Below are 25,479 nucleotides of genomic sequence, written 5' to 3' on the forward strand. Positions count from 1 at the left end.
AACCCCTACCCTGGCATGAATTGTTAAAATCGACAGCTTGACATTGTAACAAGGATAGAGCGCAGGGCTCGCGCCTGACCCGCCGAAAAGCGGGCCGCCGGTTCTCCTCCGGCCCCGGTTTGCCCTAAAATAGCGGGATGGCCCATCTCACGCTCGTCCTGCCTTACGCACTGCCGCTCCCCGAATTCGCCCCCGACCTGGCGCGCGCCCTGAACACCCCGGCGCTGGCCGCCCTGCTCTCGCGCACGTCCAGCCACGCCCAGCACCGGACCGGCGAGGCCGTGCACGCCCTGCCGCACGAGACCTGGCTGGCGCGCAGCCTCGGCCTGGAGCGCGAGGGCCGGCCCGCCTTCGCCGCGGCCGCCATGCGCGGCCTGGGCCTCGACCCCGGCGAGGGCAACTGGTTCATCGTCAACCCGGCCCATATCCAGATCGCGCGCAGCCACCTGATGATGGCCGACCTGCGCCAGCTGGCCTTGAGCGAGGACGAGGGCCGCGCCCTGTTCGAGGCCGCGCGTCCCCTGTGCGAGGAAGCCGGCCACCGGCTGGCCTATGGCGACGCCGGCACCTGGTTCCTGCGCGCTGACGCCTGGACCGGCCTCGACCTGGCGACCCCGGACACCGTGGTCGGCATGGACCTGACCGATTTCATGCCCAAGGGCGACAAGGCCCTGCCCTACCGCCGCCTGCAGAACGAGATCCAGATGCTGTGGTACGCCCATCCGGTGAACGCCGCGCGCGAAGCGCGCCGCCTGCCGCCGGTGAACGCGTTCTGGCTGTGGGGCGCGGCCGACACCAACGCCGGCCGCCACAGCGCCATGCTGACCCACGCCGTGCCCGGCTGGCTGGCCGCGCTCGGCGGGCGCCGCCTCGACACCCTCGCCGGCCTCGACGCCGTGCTCGGGCAGGACGCCATGCTGGTGGCCGGCGACCTGGCCGAAGCGGCCATCGCCGCCGACTGGGGCAGCTGGGTGATGGGCATGCAGCGCTTCGAGGAGCAGCTGTTCGCGCCCCTGCTGGCGACCCTCAAGGATGGCCGCCTGAAGCGGCTGCGGCTGGTCCTGAGCAGCCGCGAAGCCCTGCTCGACCTGAGCACCACTGGCCTGGCCCAGCGCAAGTTCTGGAACCGTCCGACTCTCGCACGACTGTCCGCATGAAGACCCGCATCGCCACCCGTCCCTGCTCCTGGCGCACCTCCGAGATGCTGCGCCAGTCCGGCGTGCACCCGGTGCTGGCGCGCATCTACGCCGCGCGCGGCCTGGAAGACGCACGCGAACTGGCCAGCGAGCTGGCCGCGCTCTCGCCGCCCGGCGGCCTGAAGCACATCGACGCCGCCGCCCTGTTCCTGGCCGACGCCATCCAGGCGCGCCGTCGCATGACCATCGTCGCCGACTACGACTGCGACGGCGCCACCGCCTGCGCGACCGCGCTGCGCGGGCTGCGCGCCATGGGCGCCGAGGTCGACTACATCGTCCCCAACCGCTTCGAGTACGGCTATGGCCTGACACCCGAGATCGTGGCCCTGACCGCGCGCGAGAAGTCGCCCGAGGTCATCATCACGGTCGACAACGGCATCGCCAGCATCGAAGGCGTGGAGGAAGCCAACCGGCGCGGCATCGACGTGGTCGTCACCGACCACCACCTGCCGGGCGACGCCCTGCCGCGTGCGCGCGTGATCGTCAACCCGAACCAGCCGGAGTGCGGCTTCCCCAGCAAGCACCTGGCCGGCGTCGGCGTGGTGTTCTACGTGCTGCTGGCCCTTCGCGCCGAACTGCGCCGGCGCGGCGTGTTCGACGCCCAGACCCAGCCCAAGCTCGACAGCCTGCTCGACCTGGTGGCCCTGGGCACCGTGGCCGACGTGGTCAAGCTCGACGCCAACAACCGCATCCTGGTGGCGCAGGGCATCCGCCGCATGCGCGCCGGCCGCATGCACGCCGGCGTCGCCGCCCTGTTCCGGGTGGCGGGCCGCGAAGCGCGCTGCGCCTCACCCTTCGACCTCGGTTTCGCCCTCGGCCCGCGCCTGAACGCCGCCGGGCGACTGGAAGACATGTCGCTCGGCATCGAGTGCCTGGTGACGGACGATCCGGGCCGCGCCTGGGCCATCGCCCAGCAGCTCAACGAGATCAACCTCAAGCGCCGCGAGATCGAGGCCGAGATGCAGGACACCGCCCTGCTGCACCTGGACAGCTTCCAGCCGGCCGACGCCAGCACCATCGCGGTGTTCGACGAAGGCTGGCACCAGGGCGTGATCGGCATCGTCGCCTCGCGCCTGAAGGAAAAATTCTACCGCCCGACCATCACCTTCGCCCCGGCCGGGGACGGCTGGATCAAGGGTTCCGGACGCTCGATCCCGGGCTTTCACCTGCGCGACGCCCTCGACCTGGTGTCCAAGCGCGTGCCCGGCCTGATCGACAAGTTCGGCGGCCACGCGATGGCGGCCGGCCTGTCGATCCGCGGCGAGTCCTTCGACGCCTTCTCGCAGGCCTTCGAGGCGGTGGGCCGCGCCTGGCTCACCGAGGCCCAGCTGGAACGCATCGTCGAGACCGACGGCCCGCTCGAGGACGAGTATTACTCGACCCAGTTCATCGAGCTGTGCGACGGCCAGGTCTGGGGCCAGGGCTTCGCGCCGCCGGTGTTCTGCGACGAGTTCCGCGTGGTCAGCCAGCGGGTGCTGAAGGAGCGCCACCTCAAGCTGCTGCTGGAGCGTAACGGCCGGCGCTACGACGCGATCTGGTTCGGCCACAACGAGGCCTTGCCGGAGCGCGCCCGGGTCGCTTTCCGCCTCGACGCCAACGAATACAACGGCGTCACCAAGGTCCAGCTGCTGGTCGAACACGCCGAGCCGGCCTAGCGCAGACTCCCGGGCGTCCCGGCCTGGCGGGCGACGCCGGCGCCGGCGGGCGGCTATGATGCGCCCGCCAATCCCCTTTCATGGAAGAGCATGTTTTCGATCGTCCTGAACATCTTCGGCACGCTGATGCACCTGTACGTGACGGCGCGCCTGTACCGCATCGACGCCATCCGCCGCCACGTTCCGGCGCGCGCCTGGACGCTGGGCGCGCTCGCCCTGTGGCTGGTCTACCTGGGCGGCGTCCACCTGGGCGACGAGGCGCTCGACTGGCGCTGGTGGCCCGGCCAGTTCGCCATGAGCTGGATCGGCTTCCTGTTCATCATGTCGGTCTGCCTGCTGGCCGCCGACCTGGTGACCGGCTTCGGCTTCTGGTGGAAGGCGCACAACCGTAAGGTGACGGCGGGCGCCGCCCTCCTCGGGGTCCTGGTGAGCGGCTTCGCGGTCTACCAGGCGATGCGCACGCCGGTGGTGGTCGAGCACGAGATCGTCCTGCCCGGCCTGCCGCCGGCCCTGGACGGCACGGTGCTGGCTGCCGCCAGTGACCTGCACCTGGGTGCCCAGCGCCGCGCGCCCTGGATGAAGGACGTGGTGGAGACCATCAACGGCCTGCAGCCGGCCGCCGTGCTGCTGCTGGGCGACCAGGTCGAGGACGAGCCGACCGCCGATCCGGCCCTGCCGGGCGTGCTGCGCGGACTGCGCGCGCCTCGGGGCGTGTGGGCGGTCACCGGCAACCACGAGTTCTACGGCGACGCCGCCGGCACCATCGCCGAGTTCGAGCAAGGCGGGGTGCGCTGGCTGCGCGACGCGAAGATCGAACTGCTGCCGGGCCTGCACCTGGCGGGCATCGACGATATCGGCAGCCGGCTGCGCGGCGGCGGCACGGTGCTGCAGGGCCTGGACGCGCTGTATCCCGCGCCGGCGCAGGGCGCGACCATCCTGATGGCCCACATCCCGGCCGCGCCGGTGATCGAACGCGCGCGCGAGCTGGGCATCGGCCTGCTCCTGTCCGGGCATACCCACGGGGGCCAGATCTGGCCTTTCAACTACGCGGTGGCGCGCCGCTTCCCGCACGTGGCGGGCGCCTATCGCGCCGGGGAGCTGCAGGGCATCGTGACGCGCGGCGCCGGCAGCTGGGGGCCGCGCATGCGCCTGTGGAAACCGGGTGAGATCCTGAAAATCACCCTTCGCGCTCCCTGAGCGGTTCATGCACGCTGGCTGAACCACAATTATGTATCGCATGCAACGTTAGTTGTTTCGTTGCAACCAAAATGTGTAAGTACGCGGGTAAGCTGTGCGAATACTCACACATTTCCACACCAGCGATGCGCAAACTCGACAGTGGGCTGCGGCTCTTCGGCCTGATCATGGCCATCATCGTCATCTGCCTTGGTACCCTGCCCTTCGTCAGCAGCCACCAGGCGACCGAGACCCTGGACCTGGTCAAGGAGGTGGCGGCGCGCGAGCGCGCCTATAACAGCGTGATGGCCTCGCTGGTGGCGGCCGAAAATGGGGAACGCGGCTACCTGCTCGGCAACCCGTCCGCGCTGGCCGCCTACCAGGCCAACGCGGCCCGGATCCCGGCCGCCCTCGCGGAACTCGCGCGCGGCGCGGAATCCGAACGCGAACGGCAACTCATCGCAAGGATCGCGGCACTCGGCACGGCCAGGCTGGACGCGATGGCGGCCACCATCGCCCGGCACCGGGACGGCCGCGCCGCGCCGATGGCCGATGGCCAGACGGCGGTCGACGAGCGCGAGCTCGACGAGCTCCAGGGCCTGCTCGCGCTCCAGGCGCAGCACCTGGCGGATCGGCGCAACGGCTTGCGCGAGGCGCTTGCCGTCTCGCTCAAGTACAACACCGCCCTTGGCGTCGGCGCCTCGCTGGCCACCCTGGTCGTGCTGGTGGCGGCCGTCTACATCGGCGCCAGCAGCCTGCGCGAGCGCTCGGAGGCGGCGCGCCAGGCGGGCCTGCTGGCCCGCGCGAACGCGGAACATGCGGCCCAGGCCTCGCTGCGGGCCGACCGCAGCGCCGCCACGGCCCGCATGCTGCAAGCCCTGGACAGCAGCAAGGGAACCGCCGAGCTGGAGCATGTGCTGCCGGGCTTCCTGCAGCAGTTGTTGCCGGCCAGCTCGGGAGGAATCTACCTGTACCGCCATGGCCACCAGCTGCTGGACTTGAAAGCCGCCTGGGGCGCCGCTGCGCGGCCACCCGCCGCGGTCTGCCCGGAAGACTGCTGGGGTCTACGGCTCGGCAAGCCCCACATGGCCGCCGAGGCTTGCGGGCTGTGCTGCTGCCACGGGGACGGGGCGGCAACGGACCAGCCATGCCTTCCCATGATCTCCCAGGGCGAAGTGCTGGGCTTGATGGTGGTGAGCGGCGAGGCGGCCCGGTCGCCGGAGCTGGTCGCGCCGCTTGCCGAGCAGCTCGGCCTGGCGATCAACAACGTGATCCTGCGCGCCACCTTGCACCGCCAGTCGATCGTCGACCCTCTTACCGGCCTGTACAACCGGCGCCACCTCGATGAGGCGCTGCAGCGCGAACTGTCGCGCTCCGAGCGCGAGAGCGCACTCGTCATGATCGATCTGGACCATTTCAAGCTGGTCAACGATACCTACGGCCACGAAGGCGGCGACCTGGTGCTGCAGGAGGCGGCCAGGATGGTGTCGGCGCGCGTGCGCGCCAATGATCTGGTGTGCCGCCATGGTGGCGAGGAGCTGGTGATCCTGATGCCCGATTGCGGCGCCGACGCGGCCCTGCGCTGCGCCGAGCAACTCCGCCAGTCGCTGACCGAACTCGTCATCCCGTGCGGGGCCCGTTCCATCACCGGCCTGTCGGCCTCCTTCGGCGTCGCCGCCTGGCCGGCGCACGGAAGGAACGGCGCCGAGCTGCTGGCAGCGGCGGACCGCGCTCTGTACGCGGCCAAGAGCGCGGGGCGCAACAGGGTGGTGCGGGCCGAGCCTCTGGACGAGAAGGTGGTCGCCCTGCACGGGTGGGTCCGGTCCGCCTGAGCCGGTGCGGCGCGCGCTCAGGGCACGCGCGCCGCCTTTCCGAAGGCCGTGCCGCCGACCGGCAACACGAAGAAATCCTCCTCCTTGACGCCCTGTGCGGCGCGCGCGATCGCCAGGTCGCGCGGCGCCTGGTCCAGCCTTTCCTGCCCCATCGGGAAGGTCCCCCAATGCATGCCGACGCTGCGCTTGACCTTGAGCTCGCGGTGGATGCGCACCGCCTCGTCCGGGCTGACGTGGGAATTGCGGTACCACACCGGCTGGTAGGCGCCGATCCCGATCGCCGCCAGGTCGAAACCCTCCGGATAGCGCGCCGCGATGTCGAGGATGTCGCGCGAATAGCCCAGGTCGCCGGAGAAGAAGAAGGAGAAGCCCGGCCGCGTCACCGCGTAGCCGCCCCACAGGGTCTGGTTGCGGTCCCAGGGCGAGCGCGCCGACCAGTGGAAGACCGGCAGCAGCTGGATCTCGTGCCCCTGCACCGTGGTCTTGTCCCACCAGTCGAGCTTGACGATCCGGCTGCGCTCGCCGCCGGTCACGTTCTTTTCCAGCCAGATGTCCACGCCCAGCGGCGCGACCAGCAGCGGCGGCCCGCCCTTCTGCCGGTACAGCGCGCGCAGCGAATCCTGCGACAGGTGGTCGTAATGCGAATGGCTCAGCACCACCACGTCGATGCGCGGCAGCTCGGCCAGGGCGATGGCGGGCGGCTGGTGGCGCTTCGGCCCGGCGAAGGAGACCGGCGAGGCGCGCTCCTCGAACACCGGGTCGGTCAGGATATTCAGGCCGGCGCCGGTCTGGAACAGGAAGGTGGCGTGGCCGATCCAGATCAGGGCGGGCTCGCTGCCGTTCGCGTGCAGGTAGGCCAAATCCGGCTTGGCCGTCGGGATCGGCGCCAGCGGCAGGCGCTCCGATCCGTCCGAGGTCCAGTTCCGGATGCGGCTGGTCCAGCCCTCGACGAAGCCCTGGGGCGGACGGCGGTAGGCCGGATTCGGCGGATAATTGTTGGCGAAGCCCTCGGGCCGGTGGTGGGGCCTGGCGGCGTCGTAATAAGGATTCTGGTGCGCGCAACCGGCGACAAGGAGGCCTGCGGCGAGGAAAACCAGGGAAGACAGGAGGCGCATGGACGGCGGGAAGTGTCGAAAAGACACAAGTATAAGCCCCGGCACAGGCCGCCCGGCGCGCGTGGATGGTCCGCATGTCACATTTGTCCGCGCCGGGCCCGGGCTGTTACAAACTCGGGACTGTGCACGTCCTTACGTTTCCGGTAGGATAGCGCTTTTTTCAGAGGGCAGCCCCGCCATACCAAGGGATGTCCGATGCGCCTCCCGAGGCGATCCCAGGGGTGGCGCGGCTTACGTGAACGACCGGGAACCCGCCTGAGGCAAGGTTTCCTTAACTGGAAGACTATGGAGCGTCCCCAGATACCGCAGTCGCGCAGTGCACAGTGGACTATGCTGGTCTGCGCCCTGGTCGTGCTCCTTGTTGCCGGTTTTGAAACGCTGCGCTGGGCCCGCGTGACGCGCCCGAGCGCCGTCCCCAGCACCCCGCAGGCCGTGTCGTCCGGACCCGTCGAGCTGCAGGAACTCTCCCATTCCCATATTCCGATGCCCCGGGGCGTGCCCTCGGCCCATGCCAGCGCCCTCGCGACCCTGCCGGGCGGCGGCATGATCGCCTTCTGGTGGGCCGGCAGCCGCGAGAGCGGACCGGACGTCAAGGTCTACGCCTCGCGCTGGCACCAGGGCAGCTGGAGCGCGCCTTGGGAAGCGGCCAGCCGCGGCTCGCTGGGCGAAGCCCTGGCCTTCGGCGTGCGCCGCATCGGCAACCCGGTCGCCTGGACCGACCGCGAGGGACGCATCCACCTCTACGTGGTCGCCACCGGCCTGGGTGGCTGGGCCGCCTCGCGTGTCGCCCACCTGGTCTCGAAGGACCAGGGCGCCAGCTTCCAGCTGCGCCGGGTGCTGCCGGCCGCGCCCCTGTTCAACACCAGCGTCCTGGTGCGCACCAATCCCATCGCCATGGCCGACGGCGGCTGGTGGCTGCCCCTGTATTTCGAGATCGGCATCAAGTACCCGATGCTGATGGCCTTCGGCGCCGACGGCGAGCCGGCCTGGCTGGGCCGCATCGGCCACCGCACCCACACCCTGCAACCCGCCATCGTGCCGGTCTCCAGCACCGAGGTGCGCGCCTGGATGCGCGACGCCGGCGACGAGCAGCGCGTCCAGCACGCGACCAGCCGCGACGGCGGCGCCAGCTGGGAAGACCTGCCGGCGGCGGCCGACATGCCGAACCACGACACCTCGCTGGCCGCGATCCGCCTGAGCAGCGGCGACTTCCTGATGCTGCACAACCACGTCGAGACAGGCGGCTCCGCGCGCAGCACCCTGCGCCTCTCGATTTCCAAGGACAGCCACGACTGGCGCACCGTGGCCGACGTCGCGCGCGGGACGGCCGGCGACGAGTTCTCCTACCCGACCATGCAGCAGGTCGGCGACGAACTGCACATCACCTATACCCACCAGCGGCAATCCATCGCCCACCACCGCTACCGGATCACGCTTGGCGCGACAGGGGAGAAAATCTGATGAGTTTGCCTGATTTCGCCTGGCAGGTGGTCTACGGACGCCTGGCCTGGGCCGTGGTGCTGGCCAGCGTGCTGGTCGCCATCTTCCCCGGCCCCTGGCGCCGCAGCCCGCGCCTGCCGGCCTGCATGCTGGCCCTGAGCCTGGGCCTGATGCTGCTGCCCGGCCAGGCCTCCCCGGCCTACTGGCTGGTGCTGGCCTTCCAGTATCCGAGCGCCCTGCTGGCCGCCTGCTGCCTGCTCGCGCTGGCCGAGCGCCGCCAGGGCGCGCGCGCCATCGGCGTGCTGCCGCCCGGCCTGGCGGGCGCGCTGGCCGTCGCCGGCGCCGCCCTGTATCTCGACGGCTTCGGCCTGCTCTCCCAGGGCTATTATTACGCCGGCTTCTCGGCCGTCGGCGTGCCGCTGCTGACCGTGGCCGCCAGCCTGGCCTGCGCCTGGGCCATCGTGCGCGGCAGGCATCGCCGCCATGCCATCCCGCTGCTGGGCGCGCTGGCCCTGTTCGCCGTCCTGCGCCTGCCCACCGGGAATCTATGGGACGCGCTGATCGACCCGCTGCTGTGGGCCTGGGCCGTGTTCGCCCTGGCCCGCGCCGGCCTGCGCAGGCTGCGCCGCGCGCCGGCCGCGCCGGTCCCGCCGCTGGAAGCCGCGAGCGCCCTGCCCGTGCTGGGCGTGGCCGGCGTCGACACCTATTCAACCAACAAGGAGCAAGTCAGTGGTAACTAGGAATTGGCTCACCCATCCGGCGATCGCCACGGGGATCGCCGTCAACCTCTTCATTCTCGGCCTGGCGATCGCCTGGTCCAACGACAAGGCCATGCTGTGGCTGCTGCTGAGCGAGGACGGCATCACCGAGTGGATGCAGTTCCTGTGCTTCACCGTGACCGCCGGCCTGCTGGCCTTCATCGCCCTCGAACGCCTGCGCGAACCGGGCGCCTCGAAGTTCGGCTTCCTGGTGCTGGCGGGCCTGAGCCTGGTCGTGGCCCTGGCCGCCCTCGAAGAGATCAGCTGGTTCCAGCGCGTGCTCAAGGTCCAGTCGCCCGAGTTCTTCCTGCAGAATAACCGCCAGGCCGAAACCAACCTGCACAACCTGGCCGTCGGCAGCGGCAGCCTGCACAAGAACGTGATCCTCAAGCTGATCGTGATCGTCGGCCTGACCCACAACCTGATCCTGCCGCTGCTGGCGCGCAAGCGCCCGGCCATCCGCGCCTTCGTCGAGCGCTTCGGCCTCTACCTGCCGCCGCTGGCCGCCTCCATCCCCTACCTGGTGATGGTGATCCTCTCGCACCTGCTGATCGAGCACGAGCGCAAGGGCGAGCTGGGCGAGATGTTCGGCGCCGTGCATTACCTGGTCACCGTGTTCGGCGCCTACTGCGTCGGCATCGCCACCAATCACAAGCCGCTGTTCGAGGGCGCGAAGGAAAGCGGGCGCCTGAGCGTCCTGTTCTCCATGCTGCTCGTCTTCCTCCTGCTGGTGGCCTGGATCATGAGCGCCGGCACCGGCGTCGTCGGCACCTGAGCTTTACCGGACCCACACCCATGCGCATCGATTCGACCAGCATCTTCCGCCGTCCAAGCTTTGCGCGCCAGCCGCTGTGGGTCAGCGCCGCGCACCTGAGCGCGCTCACCCGCTGGGCCGGCCCCTATGTGAGCCTGCTCCAGATGCTGGTGATCGGGCTCGGCCTGCTCTCGCTGTCGCGCATCGGCCTGATGCTGTGGCAATGGGAGCGGGTCGCCGCCACCGGCATCGTCGGCGAGATGCTGGTCCAGGGCGTGCGGGCCGACCTGATCCTGCTCGGCTACCTGCTGCTGCCGGCCCTGCTGCTGGCGCCGCTGCTGGCCCACCGGGCCAGTTTCCGGTTCTGGCGCGGCCTCACGGTGGCCTGGGCCGCCGCCGCGCTGATCTTCATCGTCTTCATGGAAGTGTCGTCGCCGCAGTTCATCATGCAGTACGACGTGCGGCCGAACCGGCTCTTCATCGAATACCTTTCGCATCCGAAGGAAGTCTTCGCCACCCTGTGGAACGGCTTTCGCGTCGCCCTGCTGCTGGGCGTGGGCGCGACCCTCGTGCTGGGCGTGACCCTGCTGCGCCTGCTGCGCGCCGCCGCCGTCGAAGCCAGCCCCTGGTCCTCGAAGAAGCTGCTGCTCACCTGGCCGCTGCTGGTGCTGGTGGTGTTCGTCCAGATCCGCTCGACCACCGCGCACCGCCCCGCCAATCCGGCCCTGTTCGCGCTGACCGAGGACGCGATGGTCAATTCGCTGATCATCAATTCGCCCTGGTCGGTGCTGGACGCGATCAACTCGATGAAGAAGGAAGCGAATTCCTCCGAGATCTACGGCAAGCTGGAACGCGAGAAGGTGTTCGCCCACGTGAAGGCGGCCCCCTGGCTCAAGGACTACCAGTTCACGAACGCCGAGCTGCCGACCCTGCACCGCCAGCAGGCCGTGGTCCAGCGCGCCCGGCCGCTCAACCTGGTGATCGTGCTGGAAGAAAGCCTGGGCGCGACCTTCGTCAAGTCCCTGGGTGGCAATGGGGTGACGCCGGAGCTGGAAAAGCTCAAGGGCGAAGGCTGGTGGTTCGAGCAGCTGTACGCCACCGGCACCCGCTCGGTGCGCGGCATCGAGGCCGTGGTCGCCGGCTATGCGCCGACGCCGGCGCGCAGCGTGGTCAAGCTCTCCCTGGCCCAGCACAATTTCTATACCCTGGCCGCCGGCCTGGAGAAACAGGGCTACCACACCGAATTCGTGTACGGCGGCGAAGCCCACTTCGACAACATGCGCAGCTTCTTCACCGGGAACGGCTTCAACAGCGTGGTGGACCAGGCCGACATGAAGCCGAAGTTCGTCGGCAGCTGGGGCGCTTCGGACGAAGACCTGTTCGACAAGTCGCTGGAACGCCTCAAGCACCTGCATGGCCAGGGCAAGCCCTTCTTCAGCCTGATCTTCAGCTCGTCCAACCACGAGCCCTTCGAGTTCCCGGACGGGAAGATCGCGCTGCACGACCCCACCAAGCAGACCGTCAACAACGCGGTGAAGTACGCCGACTACGCGCTCGGCAAATTCATCGCCGAGGCCAAGCGCCAGGACTACTGGAAGGACACCGTGTTCCTGATCGTGGCCGACCACGACACCCGGGTGTATGGCGACACCCTGGTGCCGATCAAGAAATTCCACATCCCGGGGCTAATCCTGGGGGCGGACATCCAGCCCCGCAGCATCACGACGGTCGCCAGCCAGGTCGACCTGGGACCGACCCTGCTGTCGCTGATGGGCGTGAACAGCGAGCACCCGATGATCGGCCGCGACCTGGCGCGCGACGCCGAGACCCCGGGCCGGGCCCTGATCCAGTTCAACAATTATTTCGCCTGGCTGGACCAGGACAAGATGGCGACCATCCTGAGGCCGGGCCAGCCTGCGCTGCTCGGCAGGTACGATCCGGCCAGCGGCAACGTGGACGTGCATGCGGGCACGCCCAGCGCCCAGCAGGTCGAGAATGCGATGGCGCACGTCATGCTGCCTTCCCTGCTCTACCGCGAACAGCGCTATCGCCTGCCGAAGTGAATGCGGGAGGCCGGGTCTTCCCGGCCTCCTGATCAGGATCTATTTGGCGCAGTCGCAGAAGTCCGAACCGCGGTCGAACACGACCTTCCACCTGCCCGGCGCTTCCAGGCGCCAGATCGAATTGAAGCGCCCGATCTTCTTGCCACCGCGGTCATAGATCGGCCCGCCGCTGTAGGCCAGCGTGCCCGACTCCACCACCTCGACCTCTTCTGGCGCCCACGAGAACGGCGCCTCCGGCTTGTCGTAGTACTTGCGCCAGGCCCTGACCACCGCCTCCTTGCCGCGCAGCGCGCCTTCGGCCGACATGAAGATGGCCTCGTCCGCCACGAAGCGCGTGAAACCCTCGAAATCCCTGGCCTTCATGGTGGCGGCGAAGGCCCGCTCGCTTTCCAGCACCTGCTTCCTGAGGTCTTCCTGGGACACCCGTGCATTGCCAGCGGTCGCCGCCAGCAGGAGGCAGGCCGACAGCAGGGAAATCGCTCCTAGACGCATGGACAAATCCTTTTCGATTCGGCAACTTTAAGATTGTGTCACGGTCGCACACCCTTGACAACCGGCGGTTGCATTTAGTCCGAATTCGGAGTATAAATACTCCAACAATGGAGGAACCATGAGCTTAGCCTATTCGTACCCCAAGAGCCGATTCGAGCCGGCGGTACTGGTCGACCTGAATTCCAAGGCCGAGCGCGAGCGTCTCTCGCGTTCCGCCCTGAAGGGCTTTTTCAAGCTGACGGCGGCCTGGCACGTACGCGAGGACGAGGCCCGCGAACTCCTGGGCGGCCTCTCGTCCTCCTCCTATTACGACTGGAAGAAGAACCCCGACCGGGTGCTCGAGGTCGACCGCATCACCCGCATTTCCTACCTGCTGGGCATCTACAAGGCCCTGCACATCCTGTACGGCGACAAGCTCGCCGACGAATGGATCCACCTGCCCAACACCAATCCGGTCTTCGCCGGACGCACCCCGCTCGCCTACATGCTGGCCGGCGGGCTGATCGCGATGCAAACGGTACGCAAGCTCCTCGACGCGCGCCGCGGAGGCCTGTGATTTGACCGTTATCCCCAAACTGACCCCGCTGCGCCAGTTCGACACCTGCCGCCTCATCCCTTCCCGCTTCGCCGACCTGGAGGATTCCGTCCTCGCCCCGCTGGCCGAGGACGACGACATGCTGCGCGACCTGTTCGACCTCGACAACGCGACCAACGAGCGCCTGCGCGCCGAGTCGGGCCTGCTGCCCGGCATCGGCATGGACGAACTGGTGTTCGGCGTGCCCAACTTCCGCATCATCAATGCCGCCTACACCTACGCGCGGCCGGAGGGCAGCCGCTTCAACGACGGCGAGCGCGGCGCCTGGTATTGCGCCTTCGCGGCCGAGACCTCGCTGGCCGAAGTCATCTTCCACAAGACGGTCGAGTACAGCGAGATCCAGCGTTTCGACGACTCGGTGAGCTACCAGTGCCTGCTGGCCGACTTCAGCGCCTCTTTCCACGACATCCGCGGCGTGGCGGCCTATGGCGACTGCCTCGACCCGCAGAGCTACGTGGCCTCGCAGGCGCTGGCCGCCGAGCTGCTCGAGCAGGGCTCGATGGGTGTGATCTACCCCAGCGTGCGACAGCAGGGCGGGGTTTGCCTGGCCTGCTTCCGTCCCGCACTGGTGGGCAATGTGCGCAAGGCCCAGACCTATCGGTTAACATGGCGGGGTTCGCCGCAGCCCGCGGTAGAGATCCTGAGCTGAACGATGAAAACGAATCCCGAGAAAGACACCGAACTGCACGACAAGATCAACCGCGAGACCGGCCGCATCAAGTGGGCCGAGCTGGAGCGGCATTTCGCCAGCGGTTCGGTAGTGTATGTGAGCGAAGAGCTGGACCTGATCGAAGTGGCGCTGCGCATCGCGCACGACGACAAGGAGAGCGTGACGCGCTGGATGCAGTCTGGCGCGCTGGCCAAGGTGAGCGATGCCCAGGCCAAGACCTGGCTGGAGTCCGACGCCACGCTCTGGGCCTCGGTGGTGAGTCCCTTCGTGCTGGTGCAGGCGGAGAAGCGCCAGCTGCACTGAGCGCCCCGCCCCGGGGCACTGGGTTCGAGCCCCTATGCCCTGCGCTCGCCGCGGTCTAGCGCCGCCCCTCGCCCCGGTGCGACAGGGCATGCGCGGCGCGCTTCATCAACTGCGCAGCCCTGACCGGATCCTGTTCCATCAGCGCCAGCTGCTGCCAGGCTTCTGCGTAATCATGCTGCGCCGCCTCCTCCAGCAGGCGGCGCGCCTGCACCTCGTCCTTCGCCACGCCCTCGCCGTCGAGCAGCATGTTCGCCAGGATGAACATCGCCTCCGGCATCCCGCGCGCCGCCGCCACCTTCAGCCAGTGCGCGGCCAGCGCCGGCTCGCCGTTCGCGCGATGGGCGAGCGCACGACGGAAGGCCCCGTCGCCCTCGTCCCCATGCTGGGCCGCAGCGGGCCCGCACAGCGCCAGGGCGGCCAGCGCCGCCAGGAGCAGCCGCCTCATTGGGCCAGGTCGATCGCGTACAGGGCGGTGCCCTTGCCGCGCCCGTCGTCCACCGCCAGCTGGCTCACGTTGTGCAGCCCCGCCTCGTGCGCCAGTTCGACCAGGCCCGGGGCCGAATGGAAGACCACCGGCCCGGCCGTCTTGACCCGGGCGAAGCGCCAGCTGCGCGCCGACCCATGCTGCTGGCGCGTCAGGGTCTTGGTGTCCTTCACGTAGGCGATCAGGACTTCGCGGTTGTTGTCGGGCGAGGCGATCACGGTCTTGCTGCCGTCCAGCCCCGGGAAGTTGCCGCCGCCGCTGGCGCGGTAGTTGTTGGTCGCGACCAGGAATTCCTGCCCCGGCTCGACCGGCTTGCCGCGATAGCTGAGCTGGCGGATGCGTTCGCCCGGCGCCTGGGTCACGTCGATCTCGTAGCTGACCTCGGGCGAAGTGAGCGTGTCGAAGTTATAGCTCGGCACCGAAAGGTTCACCAGTTCCTGGGGCTCCGCCTTGTGCGGGTCGATGGTGTTGAAGCGCTGGGCCGCCTTCTCCAGCCAGGCCTTGAGCTGGACGCCGTTGACCTTCACCGCGTACAGGGCGTTCGGGTACAGGTAGAGGTCGGCCGCATTGTTCAGCGCGAGCGGGCCGGGTTGCACGTCGGTGTAGTCCGAAGGTCCCGCGAGGCCGCTCTTGAAGGGCGCCGACACCGACAGCACCGGCAGCTTGGCGTACTGCGGCAGGTTGGCCGCCACGTAGTTCGCCACGTAGGCCGCCTGGGCCTGGTTGACCACCTCGATCGCCGACACGTCGCCGACGTCAGCGAAATAGGTCGACATGCGGAAGGCCGTGCTGCCCACCGGGGTCTTGACGTAGCGGATGGTGGCCTCGTGCTCTTCCTTCACCAGCGCCATGATGGCGGGGTCGGGTTCCACGAAGGACTTGGCCCCGGTCTGGGCCGCGCGCGCCTGCACGAAGGTCTTGTCCTTCTCGATCGTCCAGCGCTTGCCGTCGTGCTTCAGGTGCAGGCCGATCACGCCCAGGTGCTTGCCCCACAGGTTGGCCATCACGGTCGGCACGCCGTGCACGAAGCCGCGCGCCTTGTCCACGCCAGGCAGGTTGAACTGGGCGACGTTGCTGTCGGGGTTGGGGAAGAGCTGGTGCGAATGCCCCAGCAGCATGGCGTCCACGCCCGGGACCTGGGCCAGGTAGTAGTTGGCGTTCTCCATGCTTGGCGAATAGCGGCTGGCGTCCAGGCCGCCGTGCGAGATCGCCACCACCAGCTCGGCGCCCTTGGCGCGCATCTCGGGGATGTACTTCTCGGCCGCTTCGCGCACGCCGGTCGTGTAGACGCGGCCCTCAAGCCAGCGCTTGTCCCACGACATGATGGTCGGCGGGGTGAAGCCGATGATGCCCACCTTGACGGTGGCGCTCACCGGCTTGCCCTCGGCGTCCACGGCGGCGATCTTCTTCTCGATGATGTGGTAGGGAGAGAACAGGGGCTTGTTGGTCTTCGCGCTGTGGACGTTGGCCAGCACCAGCGGGAAGGATGGGCCGGCGCACTTCTTCGCCGGCTTCACTCCCTTGACCTCGAAGCGGCTGCCGGTCACCTGCGAGAGAAACGCCAGGCCGTAGTTGAACTCGTGGTTGCCCACGCCGGCGCCGTCGTAGCCGAGCTGGTTCATCACCTTGTAGATGCTCAGGGTCTGGTCGCAGCGCAGCGGCTTGACCAGGGCCTGGTAGTCGGCCAGGGCGCTGCCCTGGATGGTGTCGCCGTTGTCGAGCAGGAGGGTGTTGGGGAATTCCTTGCGCGCCTGGGCGATCAGGCTCGCGGTGCGGTCCAGGCCGAACGAGGGCTCGCCCACCAGCTTGTAATAGTCGTAACCCACCACGTTCGAGTGCAGGTCGGTGGTTTCCAGCACGGCCAGCAGCGCCGTCGCGCCGGCGGGCGGCCTGGCGTTCGCCTTGCCTTGCGCATTGGGGGCGGCCAGGGCCGGCAGGCTGAGGAGCGCCGGAACGAGCGCGATGCAAATCTGATAACGCAAAGTGAGGGCCATGGGGTTTCCGTTCAGTGGGACCGGGCGATGATACGGTAGCCGCATATGCATGGGCAAGGGAGAAACCCGGCGCGAGCCCGGTTCCCACCACGCTTGGGGTATAATCTAGGGTTCGATTCAACCCAACAACGAGACTGCCACGACCATGGAAGCTGAACGCATCAATGCCATTTCGTCCCTGCTGAACGACCTGTCCGGTCGCGAAGCCGAACTTCGGAGGTATCTTTGACTTCGATAAGAAGTCGGAGAAACTAGAACAGGTCAACCAGGAGCTGGAAGACCCGACCATCTGGAACGACCAGAAACGCGCCCAGGACCTCGGCAAGGAAAAGAAGGCCCTGGAGGGTGTCGTCCTGACGCTGGAGAAAGCGAAGGCCGACCTCACGGACGCCGCCGACCTGTTCGAGATGGCGCGCGAGGAAGGCGACGACGCCACGCTGGAAGCGGTGGCGGGCGACGCCGCCGAGATCCAGAAAGTCATCGAGGCGATGGAATTCCGCCGGATGTTCAGCAACCCGATGGACCACGCCAACTGCTTCATCGACATCCAGGCCGGCGCCGGCGGCACAGAGGCCCAGGACTGGGCGTCCATGCTGCTGCGCCAGTACCTGCGCTATTGCGAGCGCAAGGGCTTCAAGGCCGAGGTCATGGAACAGTCCGAGGGCGAGGTCGCGGGCATCAAGACCGCCACCATCAAGGTCGAGGGCGAGTACGCCTATGGCCACCTGCGCACCGAAACCGGCGTGCACCGCCTGGTGCGCAAGTCGCCCTTCGATTCGGCCAACGGACGCCACACCTCGTTCACTTCGCTGTTCGTGTACCCGGAAGTCGACGACTCGATCGAAATCGAGATCAATCCGGCGGACGTGCGCATCGACACCTACCGCGCATCGGGCGCGGGCGGCCAGCACATCAACAAGACCGACTCCGCGGTGCGCCTGACGCACGCGCCGACCGGCATCGTGGTGCAGTGCCAGAACGACCGCTCGCAGCACCGCAACAAGGCCGAAGCCTTCGACATGCTGCGCGCCAAGCTCTACGAGCTGGAGCTGCGCAAGCGCATGAGCGAGCAGCAGAAGCTGGAAGACTCCAAGACCGACGTCGGCTGGGGCCACCAGATCCGCTCCTACGTGCTGGACCAGTCGCGCATCAAGGACCTGCGCACCGGCTTCGAGACCGGCAACACCAAGAACGTGCTGGACGGCGACCTGGACGACTTCATCTCCGCTTCGCTCAAGCAGGGCATCTAGGATGGGCCAGACCACCCGCGCATTCGTGTTCGACATGGACGGCACCATCGTCGACAACATGGACTTCCATACCCGCTCGTGGATCGCCTTCTTCGAGCGCCGCGGCGTCACGGTCGATGCGGACGAGTTCTTCCGCACCACGGCCGGCCGCCAGGGCAAGGAGATCATCGGCTCCCACCTGCAGGAGGAGTTCGGCGAGGACGACATCGCCCTGCTGATCCATGAGAAGGAAGCCGTCTACCGCGAGCTCTACGCGCCCCACCTCGAGGCCGTCGCCGGCTTCGAGGACGTGATCGCGACCGCCAGGGCCAACGGCGCCAAGCTGGCCGTGGCCACCGCCGCGCCGCCGGCGAACATCGCCTTCACCCTCGACGGCCTCGACCTGCGCCGCCACTTCGACGCGATCGTCGGCGCCGCCGACGTCGCGCGCGGCAAGCCGCATCCGGACGTGTTCCTGAAGGCGGCCGAGCGCTGCGGCGTCGCGCCCGAGCACTGCATCGTGTTCGAGGACGCGCCGCTGGGCGTGGAAGCGGCGCGCCGCGCCGGCATGCGCTGCGTGGTCCTGACGACCACCCTGCCCGCCAGCGCCTTCGCCGAATTCGACAATGTCGTGGCCATCGTCAACGATTTCACGGCCCTGGACGTTGACGCTTTGTTCGCCTGACAACTCACACAGAACCACCCACCCATCATGACTACGGAAAACCAAGACCAGGCGCCCATCGTGGCCGCCGACGAGAACAAGATCATGGCCGAGCGCCGCGCCAAGCTGGCCGCCATCCGCCAGCAAGGCCAGGCCTTCCCCAACGACTTCGTTCCCCAGGACAAGGCTGCCGACCTGCAGGAGACCTACCGCGGCAAGTCGCGCGAGGAACTCGAAGCCGAACCGGTGAAGGTGGTGCTGGCCGGGCGCATGATGCTCAAGCGTGAAGCCGGCAAGAAGGCCGCTTTCGCGACCCTGCAGGATTCCTCGGGCCCGATGGCCGATGGCCGCATCCAGATCTACGTCACCCTGGATAACGCCGGCGCGCAGGCGATGGAAGCCCTGCACCACTACGACCTGGGCGACATCCTGGGCGTGGAAGGCACGCTGTTCAAGACCAAGACCGACGAGTTGACCGTCAAGGTGAGCACCCTGCGCCTGATCGCCAAGTCGCTGCGCCCGCTGCCGGACAAGTTCCACGGCCTGCACGACCAGGAGACCAAATACCGCCAGCGCTACGTCGACCTGATCATGAATGAGGAGACGCGCCGCACCTTCAAGGCGCGCACCGCCGCGATGTCCTCCATCCGCCGCTTCATGGAGAAGCACAACTTCATGGAAGTCGAGACGCCGATGCTGCACCCGATCCCGGGCGGCGCGGCGGCCAAGCCCTTCATCACCCACCACAACGCGCTGGACATGGAAATGTACCTGCGCATCGCGCCCGAGCTTTACCTGAAGCGCCTGGTGGTGGGCGGTTTCGACCGCGTGTTCGAGATCAACCGCAACTTCCGCAACGAAGGCGTGTCGGTCCGTCACAACCCGGAATTCACGATGATGGAATTCTATGCGGCCTACACCGACTACAAGTGGATCATGGACTTCACCGAGCAGGTGATCCGCCAGGCCGCGATCGACGCCCACGGCAGCGCCGTGCTGACCTACGGCGGCCGCGAGCTGGACCTGTCCAAGCCCTTCCAGCGCCTGACCATCGTCGAGGCGATCGACAAGTACGCACCGGGCTATACCCCGGAGCAGCTGAACGACGCCGGCTTCATCAAGCAGGAACTGGCGAAGTTCGGCGTCAAGCCCTTCGCCACCGCCGGCCTGGGCGCGCTGCAGCTGGCGCTGTTCGAGGAGACCGCGGAAGCCCTGCTGTGGGAGCCGACCTTCATCATCGACTACCCGGTCGAAGTCTCGCCGCTGGCGCGCGCCTCTGACACCCGGGAGGGCATCACCGAGCGCTTCGAGCTGTTCATGGTGGGCCGCGAGATCGCCAACGGCTTCTCGGAGCTGAACGATCCGGAAGACCAGGCCGCGCGCTTCCTGGCCCAGGTGGCCGCCAAGGACGCGGGCGACGAGGAGGCGATGTACTACGACGCCGACTACATCCGCGCGCTGGAATACGGCATGCCGCCGGCGGGCGGCTGCGGCATCGGCATCGACCGCCTGATGATGCTGATCACCGATTCGCCGAACATCCGCGACGTGCTGCTGTTCCCGCACCTGCGCAAGGAAGACTGAGCGGAATTACGGGGAAGTGTGGCCGCGAAGGCGGCCAAGTGAAAAGGCGGCGTGCGAAGGCACGGCCGCCTTTTTTGTTTGTCCTGCAAGGCGTCCACAAACCATGACCATGACCCTGATCGTGATCGTGATCGTGTCCGTGAGACGCCCGCGCGCGGATTAGGGGGAGCACGCAACCGACTGCATTAGCACCCATAGCCCCAAGCCCGTCATTCCGGCGAAGGCCGGAATCCAAGTTTGCGTGAAGGGCCACTACGCTTGAAGTCAGTGGGACGCGACGAACTTGGATTCCGGCCTTCGCCGGAATGACGGTTTTGCGGCTAACTATACGGAAGCTGTCTGCCTGATCTTACTGGACCACGGTATAGCACGGCGTATAGGCCTTGCCCGGCAACTTCATGCGGCTCTGCTCCACGAAGGACGCCAGCAGCGCATCCATCGGCCCCATGATCGCGCTCTCACCCGAAATCTCGTACTTCCCGTGCTGTTCGATCGCCCGGATCCCCTCTTCCTTGACGTTACCCGCCACCACCCCCGAGAAGGCGCGGCGCAGATCCGCCGCCAGCAGATGCGATTCCTGGTTGCGGTGCAGGTTCAGGTTGCGCATGTTCTCGTGCGTCGGGCGGAAAGGCTTCTGGAATTCGTGGTCGATCTTCAGGCGCCAATTGAAATAATAGGCGTCGCTGTGCGCCTTGCGGTATTCGCGCACCAGCTTGATCCCCGCTTCCATCTCGCGCGCCACCGCCTCCGGATCGTCGATGATGATCTTGTAGCGGCGCTGGGCCTTCTCGCCCAGGGTCAGGCCGATGAAGTGGTCGATCTGGGCGAAATACTCGCGCGCCGTCGCCGGGCCGGTGAAGATCAGCGGGAAGGGAATCTCGGCGTTGTCCGGGTGCAGCAGGATGCCGAGGATGTACAGGATTTCCTCGCAAGTGCCGGCCCCGCCCGGGAACACGACGATGCCGTGCCCGGTGCGGACAAACGCCTCGAGGCGCTTCTCGATGTCCGGCATGATCACCAGGTCGTTCACGATCGGGTTCGGCGACTCGGCGGCGATGATGCCCGGCTCCGAAATGCCCAGGTAGCGCCCGCCGTGGCGGCGCTGCTTGGCGTGGCCGATCGCCGCGCCCTTCATCGGGCCCTTCATCGCGCCCGGGCCACAGCCGGTGCAGATGTCGAGCTCGCGCAGTCCCAGCGCGTATCCGACGTGCTTGGTGTAGTTGTACTCGTTGCGGCTGATCGAGTGGCCGCCCCAGCACACCACCAGGTTGGGATTGCGCTGCGGCTGCAGCACGTTGGCGTTGCGCAGGATGTGGAACACCGCGTCGGTGATGCCTTCGGTGCGCGACAGGTCGAATTTGGGATTGTCGGTGACGTCGAAATGGACGTACACGATGTCGCGCAGCACCGCGAACAGGTGCTCGTGGATACCCTTGATCATTTTGCCGTCGACGAAGGCATGGGCCGGCGCGCCGCGGATGTCGAGCTTGATGCCGCGCTCGCGCTGCAGGATGCTGATATCGAAACTGGCATAGCGCTCCATCAGCTCCTTGCCGTCGTCGATGTCGCTGCCGCTGTTCAGGACCGCGAGCGCGCATTTGCGGAAGATGTCGTACAGGCCGGCCTTGCTGGTGTCGAGCAGCTTGGCCACTTCGGCCTTGGACAGCACTTCCAGCCGTCCTTCGGGGGAAATCAGCGTATCGACTACTTCGTGGGTCATGGTGTTCTATTCCTTTTCTCTTCTTAAAAACGCACTAGCCTGGTTGGCAATATACGCCAAAGCGCAAGGTTTTGCCTCTGCCACGCACCACCTCCGTGCATGGTCTTGCGCGCGTAATAACACAACCGGAAAAAATTCGCTGGATGCGGGGAATATGCACTAGAATGCGAGCCTAATTGGAATTCCGGCATGCCGAATCTCCAACCATTCCATCAATCGAGACAAATATCATTTCGGAGGAACCGCATGAGCGGTGCAGCTAATACACCCGCCAAGGGACCTATTCCGGAATTCAAGCAGATCATGGGCCACCCAGCACCGCTGTGGATGCTGTTCATGACCGAATTCTGGGAGCGTTTCGCGTTTTACGGCATTCGTTGGGCCCTGGTGCTCTACATCGTCGCCCAATTCTATGGCGGCGACGCGGTCGGACAGGCCGACGCCAACCTGACCTACGGTTCCTACCTGGCGCTGGTCTATGCCGGCGCCGTCTTCGGCGGCTACGTGGCTGACCGCGTGATCGGCTACCAGCGCTCCATCCTGGTCGGCGCGATCTTCATGGCCGCCGGCCTGTTCATGATCACCATCCCGAGCCAGGACGTGTTCAAGCTCGGCCTGGCCACCATCATCGTCGGCAACGGCATGTTCAAGCCGAACATCTCGGCCATGGTCGGCCAGCTCTACGCGCTGAACGACACCCGCCGCGATTCGGGCTTCACCATCTTCTACATGGGCATCAACGCAGGCGCCTTCATCTCGCCGATCCTGACCCAGCAACTGGCCCAGAACGTCTTCAACACCGGCGACACCCCGGCCTACAAGATCGTGTTCTTCGCCTCGGGCGTGGGCATGCTGCTGTCGCTGGTGTGGTTCTACATCGGCCGCAAGCAGCTCAAGGGCATCGGCGCACCGGTCGGCGACCTGGCCAACCCGAAGCGCCTGATCGGCGTGATCGTCGGCTCGCTGGTCGTGATCCCGATCGTCTACCTGCTGCTGCAGGCCGGCGCGGCCAACCTGCAGATCGTGCTGACCGTGCTGTTCATCATCCTGGCCCTGATGCTGATCGTCGAAGGCGTGCGCGAAGGCGCGGTCTCGCGCGACAAGACCATCGCCATGATGATCATCTTCTTCTTCAACATCCTGTTCTGGTGCTTCTTCGAGCAGGCCGGCAGCTCCTTCACCTTCCTGGCCGACCAGATCGTGAACCGCGGTTTCGGCGACTGGACCTTCCCGGTGGCCTGGTTCCAGTCGGTGAACTCGATCGCCATCATAGTCTGCGCGCCGATCATCGCCGCGATCTGGGTGATGCTGGGCAAGCGCAACGCCAACCCCTCGATCCCGCGCAAGTTCGGCCTGGGCATCATCTTCAACGGCCTGGCCTTCGGCCTGCTGATGTACGCCCTGACCCAGCTCATCGACGACAACGGCAAGATCCCGTTCTGGACCCTGTTCATGGTCTACGTGATCCAGTCCATCGGTGAACTCTGCCTGTCGCCGATCGGCCTGTCGATGGTGACCAAGCTGGCACCGACCCGCCTGGTGGGCCTGGGCATGGGCGGCTGGTTCCTGTCGACCGGCATCGGCAACAACCTGTCGGGCATCTTCGCCTCGCACGTGTCGGGCGAGACCGGCATGTCGGCCGCCTCGGCCCTGGACGGCTACACCTTCGGCTTCTGGATCCTGCTGGGCGGCGGCGTGCTGCTGTTCCTGCTCGCGCCGCTCATCCAGAAATTGATGCACGGCGTGAAGTAAGCGCCACCTCGGCCTCGAGCAAGAACGGCAGCCCGCGTGGCTGCCGTTTTTTTTGATCGGGGCCTCGGCGCGCTTCACGCCCTGTCCAGCTGCCCCCGCATCTCCTCCATCTCCGCCACCATCCAGTCCCTGAAGCGCTGCACCTTGAGCATGTGCTCCTTGTGCGGATTGGCCAGGAACTTGTAGCCGTTCCCGAAGGGTGCGCTGCGGCAGGCGATCTTGCGCAGCGCCCCCGAAGCGATGTCCTGGAACGCGATCCCGTAGGGCACCAGGGCCACGCCCTGCCCCGCCACCGCCGCCTGCACCAGCACGCCCCAGTGGCTGTAGCCGCGGGAAAAATCGTACTTGCCCTTGAGCGCCTTGTTCTCGTTCAGCAGCTGCAGCCAGGCCTCCGGCGACTGCTCGACCAGCAGGCGGACATTGGGCAGATCGGCCAGCGTCAGGTCCGGGTGGCTAGGGGGCAGGAGTTCGGGACTGTAGACCGGCACCAGGCGCTCGCGGAACAGCACTGCCGGATCGCCCTCGCGCACCGGCCCGTAGCGGATCGCCACGTCGGTGCTGTCCGCATGCAGGTCGACCGGCGCGTCGTTCGAGTCGATGCGGATGTCCAGCTCCGGATACAGCTTGGTGAAGCGGTGCATGCGCGGCACCAGCCACTTGATCGCGAAGGAATGGGTGGTCGAGATGCGCAGCACCGATTCCTCGTCGCCGCGCTGCAGGGCCGCCACCTTGGCGCGCAGGTCGCCCAGCATGCGGCCGGTGGCGATCGCCAGCTCCTGCCCTTTTTCCGTGAGCGAGATGTGGCGGGGATGACGCACGAAGAGCGGAAACCCGATGTTCTCCTCGAGCTGCTTGACCTGCAAACTGACCGCCGCCGGCGTCTTGTGCAGCTCGCGCGCGGCCAGCTTGAAGCTGCCCCAACGCGCCGCGCACTCGAAGTCGATCAGCCCGGAAAGGCTGCGCAAGGGCTTCATGGGCCCTCCATGCATAAGTTATTCTTATTCAATCCACTACTTTTTCTAGTTTGAGGAATTTTACTGCTAGACGGAAAATATAGCCGAACACACAAGGAAAAGTCATGCCCAAGAATATTTTGGTGATCGGTGGCACCCGCTTTTTCGGAAAACTGCTCGTCCAGCGCCTGCTGCGGGCCGGCCACCGTGTGACAATCGCGACCCGCGGCTATGCGCCCGACCCCTTCGGCGAGCGCATCGCCCGCGTGCGGGTGGACCGCCGCAACGAGAACGCCATGCGCGCCGCCTTCGGCCACAGCCGTTTCGACGTCGTCTACGACCAGATGTGCTATTCGCCCCTCGACGCGGCGATTTCGGTGCGGGTCTTCGGCGGCCGGACCGGACGCTACGTGATGACCTCGACCATCGACGCCTACCGCGAGCTGGAGCCCGCCGGCCGCGCCTTCGTCGAGGACGACCTGCACGTCGAGGCCCAGCCGATCGACGCCTGTTATCCCTGGCACGATCCCGCGCGGGCCATCGAGTCTTATGTTTGTGGCAAGATCCAGGCCGAGGCCTACCTCTACCGCGACGGCAGCCTGCCCTGCGTGACCGCGCGCCTGGCCCACGTGCTGGGTGGCCCGGACGACTTCACCGGGCGCCTGGCGCATTACGTCGACCTGGTGCGCCGGCGCCAGGCCCTGCCGTATTCCAACCCGCAGGCCCAGGTCTCGTTCATGGAAGCCAAGCAGGCGGCCAACTTCCTGGTATGGGCGGGCGAGCAGGACTTCACCGGACCGGTGAACGCGGCCGCCGACGGCCCGCTGTCGGCCTACGCCCTGCACGCGCGGGTGGCCCGGACCCTGGACGAGACCGCGCACGCGCGCCAGGCGGCCCAGGTGGCGGCGCCGGGCAGCCTGTCGCCCTTCGATTTCCCCTCGCCCCTGGTGCTCGACACCAGCCGCGCCCAGTCGCTCGGTTACCGCTTCGGGCATACCGACGACTGGCTCGACATCGTCATTCGCCAGCACGACCTGGCCTACGTCTGAG

22 protein-coding genes are annotated in these 25,479 nt (G+C 67.2%); 16 read left to right on the forward strand and 6 right to left on the reverse strand.

Annotated elements, in window-relative coordinates:
- Nucleotides 1-137 precede the first annotated feature (137 nt).
- From B0920_RS25915 to B0920_RS07285, 4 genes are all read left to right on the forward strand, one after another.
- Complete coding sequence (locus B0920_RS25915) at nt 138-1,157, forward strand: hypothetical protein (protein WP_078031870.1); 1,020 nt, start codon at nt 138-140, stop codon at nt 1,155-1,157.
- On the forward strand, nt 1,154-2,851 hold the full coding sequence (recJ, locus tag B0920_RS07275; protein WP_078031871.1) for a single-stranded-DNA-specific exonuclease RecJ: 1,698 nt from the start codon (nt 1,154-1,156) through the stop codon (nt 2,849-2,851). The genes B0920_RS25915 and recJ overlap by 4 nt, the downstream gene beginning before the upstream one ends.
- 90 nt (nt 2,852-2,941) lie before the next feature.
- Nucleotides 2,942-4,048 (forward strand): metallophosphoesterase, encoded by a 1,107-nt coding sequence (locus B0920_RS07280; RefSeq protein WP_078031872.1) that lies wholly within the window; start codon nt 2,942-2,944, stop codon nt 4,046-4,048.
- 125 nt (nt 4,049-4,173) lie between these two features.
- The gene (locus B0920_RS07285) at nt 4,174-5,859 is read left to right on the forward strand and encodes a diguanylate cyclase (protein WP_179119109.1); all 1,686 of its coding nucleotides are present in this window, start codon (nt 4,174-4,176) and stop codon (nt 5,857-5,859) included.
- Between the two features lie 17 nt (nt 5,860-5,876).
- Here B0920_RS07285 and B0920_RS07290 read toward each other — a convergent pair whose 3' ends face one another.
- Nucleotides 5,877-6,974 (reverse strand): MBL fold metallo-hydrolase, encoded by a 1,098-nt coding sequence (locus tag B0920_RS07290; protein ID WP_078031874.1) that lies wholly within the window; start codon nt 6,972-6,974, stop codon nt 5,877-5,879.
- A gap of 330 nt (nt 6,975-7,304) precedes the next feature.
- On the opposite strand from B0920_RS07290, the gene B0920_RS07295 reads away from it, so the two are divergent.
- The 4 genes from B0920_RS07295 to B0920_RS07310 are packed head-to-tail and all read left to right on the forward strand — an operon-like array spanning nt 7,305 to nt 11,989.
- Nucleotides 7,305-8,435 carry a sialidase family protein gene (locus B0920_RS07295; protein ID WP_229455247.1) on the forward strand — a complete coding sequence of 377 codons (1,131 nt, stop codon included), beginning with the start codon at nt 7,305-7,307 and terminating at the stop codon, nt 8,433-8,435.
- Nucleotides 8,435-9,154 (forward strand): hypothetical protein, encoded by a 720-nt coding sequence (locus tag B0920_RS07300; RefSeq protein WP_078031876.1) that lies wholly within the window; start codon nt 8,435-8,437, stop codon nt 9,152-9,154. Before B0920_RS07295 ends, B0920_RS07300 begins: the two co-directional genes overlap by 1 nt.
- On the forward strand, nt 9,144-9,947 hold the full coding sequence (locus B0920_RS07305) for a hypothetical protein (protein ID WP_229455250.1): 804 nt from the start codon (nt 9,144-9,146) through the stop codon (nt 9,945-9,947). The genes B0920_RS07300 and B0920_RS07305 overlap by 11 nt, the downstream gene beginning before the upstream one ends.
- Before the next feature lie 20 nt (nt 9,948-9,967).
- Nucleotides 9,968-11,989 carry an LTA synthase family protein gene (locus B0920_RS07310; protein WP_078031877.1) on the forward strand — a complete coding sequence of 674 codons (2,022 nt, stop codon included), beginning with the start codon at nt 9,968-9,970 and terminating at the stop codon, nt 11,987-11,989.
- Between the two features lie 39 nt (nt 11,990-12,028).
- Here the strand turns inward: B0920_RS07310 and B0920_RS07315 are convergent, their stop codons facing one another.
- On the reverse strand, nt 12,029-12,481 hold the full coding sequence (locus B0920_RS07315; RefSeq protein WP_078031878.1) for a DUF4440 domain-containing protein: 453 nt from the start codon (nt 12,479-12,481) through the stop codon (nt 12,029-12,031).
- 118 nt (nt 12,482-12,599) lie between these two features.
- Between B0920_RS07315 and B0920_RS07320 the strand changes: the two genes are divergently transcribed.
- From B0920_RS07320 to B0920_RS07330, 3 genes are read left to right on the forward strand one after another with little or no spacing between them, the layout of a single operon-like run.
- Complete coding sequence (locus B0920_RS07320; protein ID WP_078031879.1) at nt 12,600-13,037, forward strand: MbcA/ParS/Xre antitoxin family protein; 438 nt, start codon at nt 12,600-12,602, stop codon at nt 13,035-13,037.
- Nucleotide 13,038: 1 nt separating this feature from the next.
- Nucleotides 13,039-13,725, forward strand: a complete 687-nt coding sequence (locus tag B0920_RS07325) for an RES family NAD+ phosphorylase (protein ID WP_078031880.1) — start codon at nt 13,039-13,041, stop codon at nt 13,723-13,725.
- A 3-nt stretch (nt 13,726-13,728) separates the two neighbouring features.
- Nucleotides 13,729-14,049, forward strand: coding sequence for a DUF2288 domain-containing protein (locus tag B0920_RS07330; RefSeq protein WP_078031881.1), 321 nt, complete (start codon nt 13,729-13,731; stop codon nt 14,047-14,049).
- Between the two features lie 55 nt (nt 14,050-14,104).
- Here B0920_RS07330 and B0920_RS07335 read toward each other — a convergent pair whose 3' ends face one another.
- Both B0920_RS07335 and B0920_RS07340 read right to left on the reverse strand, forming a co-directional pair.
- Nucleotides 14,105-14,494, reverse strand: coding sequence for a tetratricopeptide repeat protein (locus tag B0920_RS07335; RefSeq protein WP_078031882.1), 390 nt, complete (start codon nt 14,492-14,494; stop codon nt 14,105-14,107).
- Complete coding sequence (locus B0920_RS07340) at nt 14,491-16,527, reverse strand: bifunctional 2',3'-cyclic-nucleotide 2'-phosphodiesterase/3'-nucleotidase (RefSeq protein WP_078031883.1); 2,037 nt, start codon at nt 16,525-16,527, stop codon at nt 14,491-14,493. The genes B0920_RS07335 and B0920_RS07340 overlap by 4 nt, the downstream gene beginning before the upstream one ends.
- A 145-nt stretch (nt 16,528-16,672) precedes the next feature.
- Between B0920_RS07340 and prfB the strand changes: the two genes are divergently transcribed.
- The 3 genes from prfB to lysS all read left to right on the forward strand — a co-directional run bounded on the left by prfB (nt 16,673) and on the right by lysS (nt 20,004).
- Nucleotides 16,673-17,777, forward strand: a protein-coding gene (prfB, locus tag B0920_RS07345) for a peptide chain release factor 2 (protein WP_143745672.1) whose coding sequence is annotated in 2 segments (ribosomal slippage) — nt 16,673-16,753 and nt 16,755-17,777 — 1,104 coding nt in all. Because the reading frame shifts where the segments join, the coding sequence is not laid out codon by codon here.
- Between the two features lies 1 nt (nt 17,778).
- The gene (locus tag B0920_RS07350; protein ID WP_078031885.1) at nt 17,779-18,441 is read left to right on the forward strand and encodes an HAD family phosphatase; all 663 of its coding nucleotides are present in this window, start codon (nt 17,779-17,781) and stop codon (nt 18,439-18,441) included.
- 27 nt (nt 18,442-18,468) lie between these two features.
- A complete protein-coding gene (gene lysS / locus B0920_RS07355) occupies nt 18,469-20,004 on the forward strand; it encodes a lysine--tRNA ligase (protein WP_078031886.1) in 1,536 nt (511 codons plus the stop codon).
- A gap of 349 nt (nt 20,005-20,353) precedes the next feature.
- On the opposite strand, the gene ppnN is transcribed toward lysS, so the two are convergent.
- On the reverse strand, nt 20,354-21,724 hold the full coding sequence (gene ppnN / locus B0920_RS07360; RefSeq protein ID WP_078031887.1) for a nucleotide 5'-monophosphate nucleosidase PpnN: 1,371 nt from the start codon (nt 21,722-21,724) through the stop codon (nt 20,354-20,356).
- Between the two features lie 246 nt (nt 21,725-21,970).
- Between ppnN and B0920_RS07365 the strand changes: the two genes are divergently transcribed.
- Nucleotides 21,971-23,476 carry a peptide MFS transporter gene (locus B0920_RS07365; RefSeq protein WP_078031888.1) on the forward strand — a complete coding sequence of 502 codons (1,506 nt, stop codon included), beginning with the start codon at nt 21,971-21,973 and terminating at the stop codon, nt 23,474-23,476.
- A 74-nt stretch (nt 23,477-23,550) separates the two neighbouring features.
- On the opposite strand, the gene B0920_RS07370 is transcribed toward B0920_RS07365, so the two are convergent.
- Nucleotides 23,551-24,450 (reverse strand): LysR substrate-binding domain-containing protein, encoded by a 900-nt coding sequence (locus B0920_RS07370; protein WP_078031889.1) that lies wholly within the window; start codon nt 24,448-24,450, stop codon nt 23,551-23,553.
- A gap of 104 nt (nt 24,451-24,554) precedes the next feature.
- Between B0920_RS07370 and B0920_RS07375 the strand changes: the two genes are divergently transcribed.
- Nucleotides 24,555-25,478: an NAD-dependent epimerase/dehydratase family protein gene (locus tag B0920_RS07375; RefSeq protein ID WP_078031890.1), complete on the forward strand. Its 924-nt coding sequence runs from the start codon at nt 24,555-24,557 to the stop codon at nt 25,476-25,478.
- The last annotated feature ends 1 nt before the right edge of the window (nt 25,479 follow it).

The sequence above is a fragment of the Massilia sp. KIM genome, from assembly GCF_002007115.1.
Classification (GTDB): Bacteria; Pseudomonadota; Gammaproteobacteria; order Burkholderiales; family Burkholderiaceae_D; genus Telluria.